The organism is Dokdonella sp. (genome assembly GCF_036518555.1).
In the GTDB taxonomy this organism is placed as follows: Bacteria; Pseudomonadota; Gammaproteobacteria; order Xanthomonadales; family Rhodanobacteraceae; genus Dokdonella_A.
Genome location: NZ_DATDMY010000264.1, coordinates 1 through 5,193 on the forward strand (window position 1 = coordinate 1; position 5,193 = coordinate 5,193).

The 5,193-nt window shown below is 70.1% G+C and carries 4 protein-coding genes; 3 read left to right on the forward strand and 1 reads right to left on the reverse strand.

Features of this window, described 5'->3' with window-relative positions; genetic code table 11:
* A partial coding sequence (locus VI238_RS14310) for a DMT family transporter (protein WP_331652524.1) occupies nt 1-677 on the reverse strand: 677 nt, incomplete at its 3' end.
* Nucleotides 678-730: 53 nt separating this feature from the next.
* Here VI238_RS14310 and VI238_RS14315 point away from each other — a divergent pair.
* From VI238_RS14315 to VI238_RS14325, 3 genes are all read left to right on the forward strand, one after another.
* A complete protein-coding gene (locus VI238_RS14315) occupies nt 731-1,306 on the forward strand; it encodes a DNA-3-methyladenine glycosylase I (protein ID WP_331652526.1) in 576 nt (191 codons plus the stop codon).
* A 7-nt stretch (nt 1,307-1,313) separates the two neighbouring features.
* Entirely contained in the window at nt 1,314-2,228 is a 915-nt protein-coding gene (locus VI238_RS14320; RefSeq protein WP_331652528.1) for an arginine deiminase-related protein, read from the forward strand.
* 221 nt (nt 2,229-2,449) lie between these two features.
* The coding region (locus tag VI238_RS14325) for a S8 family serine peptidase (RefSeq protein ID WP_331652530.1) at nt 2,450-5,193 on the forward strand (2,744 nt) is incomplete at its 3' end.

Below are 5,193 nucleotides of genomic sequence, written 5' to 3' on the forward strand. Positions count from 1 at the left end.
GCGTTGTAGACGAGCGCGCCGACGAACCAGCTCGTCCATTCGATCGGGCGCTCGGGCACCGCGACGGCGATCGCGACGACCGCGAGCGTACCGATCAGCATCTGCCACGCGGTCAGCGACAGCGCGCTCGTTCCGCCGCGCAGGAACAGCCGCTTGGACGCGACCACGCCGATCGCCCAGCAGGCGCCGCCGGCGAGCGCGAGTGCCGAGCTGCGCGCGCCGCCGAGCCCGTGCCACGGCTCGAGCACGAGCACGAGGCCGGCGGCGGCGACGACGAGGCCGAGACGCAGTCGTCGGGTCGGCTCGTCGCCGAACGCGAGCCAGCCGATCAGCACGACCCAGAACGGCATCGTGTAGGCGAGCAGCGCGGTCTTGCCCGCACCGCCGACCAGCAGCGCCGACTGCACGAAGAGCTGGAAGCCGGTCGTCTGCGCGAGGCCGATCAGCACGGTCGGCCACAATGGCGGCGGCCGCAGCGACTCGCCACGCAGGAGCAGCACCGCGAAGAGGACGCCGCTGCCGAGCACGTAGCGCAGCGCGGAAAACTCGAACGGGCCGCTGTAGCGCAACGCCTGCTTCATGACGATCCAGTTGTAGCTCCAGACCAGCGTGAGCAGGCCGAGCGCGACGAGCGCGGGACGGCGGGAAGATGAGACGTCGGTCACAGTCGTGCGCATGGCGCGGGCGGCGGGCTGCGTATGATACGTGTCCACGAGCGAGGATCGTCACCATGAAGGCGCGGGAGCCTGTTCGCTGCGACTGGGCCGCAGGCAGCGAAATCGAGCGCGACTACCACGACAGCGAGTGGGGCGTGCCGCTGCACGACGATCGCGCGCTGTTCGAGTTCCTCTGCCTCGAAGGCGCGCAAGCGGGCCTGAGCTGGCGCACGGTGCTGGCCAAGCGCGAGGCGTATCGCCGCTCGTTTCACGACTTCGAGATCGAGCGCTGCGCGCGCATCACGGACGCGCGCGTCGAACGGCTGCTCGGCGACGCGGGCCTGATCCGCAACCGCATGAAGATCGAATCGGTGCGCGACAACGCGCGCGCCGCGCTCGACGCGATCGCCGAGCACGGCAGCCTCGATGCGTTCCTGTGGTCGTTCGTCGACGGCCGGCCGCTGCGCAACCGCTGGCGCACGCGCGCCGAGGTACCCGCCACGACCGACGTGTCCGATCGCATGAGCAAGGCGCTGCGCAAGCGCGGCTTCCGCTTCGTCGGCTCGACCATCTGCTATGCATTCATGCAGGCGACCGGCATGGTCAACGACCATCTGGTCGGCTGCTTCCGGTACGACGCCGTGCGTTGAGGCCCCCATGTTCGTCACCGATCCCGCCGCCTTCCTCGCCGAGTTCAGCGATGAGCGCTATCCGATGCGCGGTGCGGCGACCGCGCGCAGCGCCTTCCTCGTCAGCCCGGCGAGCGGCGTGCTCGCCGAAGAGTCGGCGCGCGACAACCGCTACATGGACCTTTCGCGCGCGCCCGATCCGCTGCGCGCGCTGCGCCAGCATGCCGACCTCGCGCGCCGGCTCGGTGCCGACGTGCCGGTGCTGACCTTCCCGGGTGATCCGGACTGCCCCGACGGCATGTTTCCCAACAACGTGTTCGCGACCGCGCGCGGCAACCTCATCGTCGGTCGCATGCGCCATCCGGTGCGCCAGCGCGAAGCCGCTCGCAGCGACATCCGCGGCTTCTTCCGCGACGTGCTCGGCTACCGCGAGCTCGACCTGTCCGGCGGCGACTACGTCGCCGAGCTGACCGGTGCGCTCGTGATCGATCGCGCACGCGGCATCGGCTACTGCGGCCTGTCGGAGCGCTGCGACCTCGCCGGCGCACGCGCGATGCACGAGGCGTTCGGCCTGCGCCTCACGTTCGCATTCGAGCTCGCCGCCGGCGAGTATCACGCCAACGTCGTCCTTGCCGTGCTCGCCGGCCGCGCCGTGATCGTCGCCGGCGACGGCTTCGCCGATCCAGCCGTGCCGGAGGCGATCGTGCGCGCATACGACCGCCGTGCGGTGCACCTGAGCGCGGCGCAGAAGCGCGCGTTCGCCGGCAACGCGATCGCGCTCGCGCCCGGCCGCGCGTGGCTGAGCGCAATGGCCGCGGACGCGCTCGAGCCGTCGCAGCGCGTGCTGCTCGAACGCTTCGGCTTCTCGCTCGGCGCGGTCGATCTCGAGGAGATCGAGAAGGCCGGCGGCAGCCTGCGTTGCTGCGTCGCGGAGATCTTCTGAACCGTACTCGTGCGTACGTCGCGACGCTCGGTCCACGGGTGTATGCGGCCTGCGCTCGACGGCCGAATCGATCGCGTTCGTGCTGATCTAGCATCGGCGGGTCGCTGCCGGCATCGGCTCGCGCTGTCTCGTGCGGCGACGTCCACCGATTCGCTCGCGCGTCGCGCCCGGTCGCGACGTGCGACGGTTCGTTCGTCGTTTCGCACACGGATGGGGACATCATGCACAAACCGATCGTGACGGCCATCGTCGCCGCCCTCGTCGGCGCCGGCGGCATCGTGGCGCTGCCTTCCTTCGCCTCCTCGACGCCCGCGCGCGCCTGGAAGGTACTCGCGCCGAAAGACGCATTCCCGCATGCGCCCGACGCGCAGCCGATCGCCGACTACGGTCGCTTCGCGCTGTACGGCGTCGACACGCCGACGCTCGACCGCATGAAGGCCGCATCGGCCGACGTGCATGCGGATCCGGAGGCGGACATGCTGCTGTTCAGCGCGCAGCCGTTCGATACGCAACGCGGCGCGCTGCAGGCGCCCGCGCCGTTCGCGATGCAGTCGGCGGACGGACCGAAGCTGCAGGTGCTGCAGTTCGTCGGGCCGGTCAAGCAGCAGTGGCTCGACGCGCTCGCCGCGCGCGGCATCAAGCCCGTGCAGTACGTCGCCAACAACGGCTACATCGTATGGACCGACGTCGCCGCGCAGGCGCGCCTGCAGGATCTGCGCGCATCGTCCTCGTGGCTGCAATTCGCCGCGCCCTTGTACGGCTTCCTGAAGGTGGATCCGACCCTCGGCGAGCGCCTGCGCGCCGCGCCGGCTTCGTCGGACGAGGTCGACGTCGTCGTGCAGGTGTATCGCCATGACGGCGTCGGCGAGACGCGCGCCTTCGTCGAAAGCAGGGGCATCCTGCCGAGCGGCCGGCTCGGCCCGATCGGCAACGGCAAGTCCGACTACGCGTGGGCGCCCGTGCTCGCGTACGAGAACCTCAAGCTGCGCGTGCGTCTGTCCGACGTACCCGCGATCGCCGACCGCCCCGACGTGACGTTCGTCGGCGCGACCTCGCCGCGCCGCATGATGGACGAGAAGCAGGACATCATCATGACCGGCGACTTCACGCCGGGCCCGGCCTCGATCGATTACCTGCAGTTCCTCATCGACCACGGCTTCAGTCAGGTCGCGACCGACTACCCGGTCGTCGACCTCACCGACAGCACGATCGACGAAGGAGGCAGCGGCGTCACGGTGCTCAACACGGCCGACCCGCGCCTGCATGTCGGCGGCAACCTCGCCAACCCGGTGCGCGTCGCCTACTTCAAGAACTGCTCGTCGACGCCGAGCACGTCGGTCGGCGCGATCGACGGCCATGGTTCCCTCAATGCGGGCATCATCATCGGCTACGACCAGACGACGGGCTCGCCGTACCAGGACGCCGACGGCCACCAGCTCGGCCTCGGCATCAACCCGTTCGGGCGCGTCGGATCGACCGCGATCTTCGTGCCTGGCTACGACATCAGCGCGTGCGGCAACACGGACCAGGGCGTGATCCTGTCCAATTGGCAGAGCGGCGCGCGCATCAGCAGCAACTCGTGGGGCCTGACCTCGCCGCCGTCGACCTACGACGACGGCGACCAGGCCTACGACATCGGCGTGCGCGACGCGGACGGCGGCTCGGCCGGCAACCAGGAGATGATCTACCTGTTCGCCGCCGCGAACGCGGGTCCGGCCGCGGGCACCGTGTCCTCGCCCGGCGCGGGCAAGAACGTGATCACCGTCGGCGCGTCGGAGAACGTGCGCCCCGGCTGGACCGATGGCTGCGGCACGGGCACCAGCGGCGCCGACAATGCGAACGACGTGATCGACTTCTCCGGTCGCGGCCCGGCGCCGGGCCAGCGCGCCAAACCCGAAGTGATCGGCCCCGGCACCCACATCCAGTCCGGCGCGAGCAACTACTCCGGCTACAACGGCTCGGGCGTGTGCGACCAGTACCATCCGACCGGCCAGACCGTGTTCGCGGCGTCCTCGGGCACGAGCCATTCGACGCCCGCGACGGCGGGCATCGCGTCGCTCGCGTACTGGTGGATCGAGCACGGCGGCGCCGGCGCAGCGTCGGGAACGGTCGACATGATCGGCGGCAACCGCGCGCCGAGCCCGGCCGGCATGAAGGCCTGGCTCATGGCGCACCCGAAGTACCTCACGGGCGTCAGCGCGAACGACAACCTGCCGAGCAACAGCCAGGGCTACGGCATGCCGAACATGACCGACATGTTCGACGCGACGCCGAAAGTGATCCTCGACCAGAGCGAGACGTTCGACAACAGCGGCGAAACGCGCAGCTACACCTGGGGCATCGTCGACAACGGCCGGCCGGTGCGCATCGCACTCGCCTACACCGATGCGCCGGGCGCGCTCGGCACGAGCCCGCAGGTCAACAACCTCGACCTCAAGGTCGAAGTCGGCGGCCAGACCTACCTCGGCAACCGGTTCGACCATGCGTTCAGCACGACCGGGGGCACCGCCGACACCAAGAACAACTACGAAGCGGTGTTCCTGCCGGCGGGCACGAGTGGCGACGTCACGATCACGGTCACCGCGACGAATGTCGCCGGCGACGGCGTGCCCGCCAGCGGCGACGCGACCGACCAGGATTTCGCGCTCGTCTGCAGCAATTGTTCCCAGGCGCCGAGCTTCACGATGTCGACGCCGGCGGCCGCGGCCGAGATGTGCGTCGGCACCGATTTCGACGCGAATGTCGCGATCGGGCAGATCCAGGGGTACTCGACGCCGGTCGATCTCGCACTGAGCGGCGTGCCGGGCGGCGCGACCGGCGCCGTCACGCCGACCACGGTCGTCCCGCCGGGGAATGCCGCCGTCGCGGTGACCGACAGCGCGGGCGTCGCCGCGGGCACCTACACGACGACGCTGACCGGTACGTCCGGCTCGATCGTCAAGACGCTCGACTTCGACCTCACCTA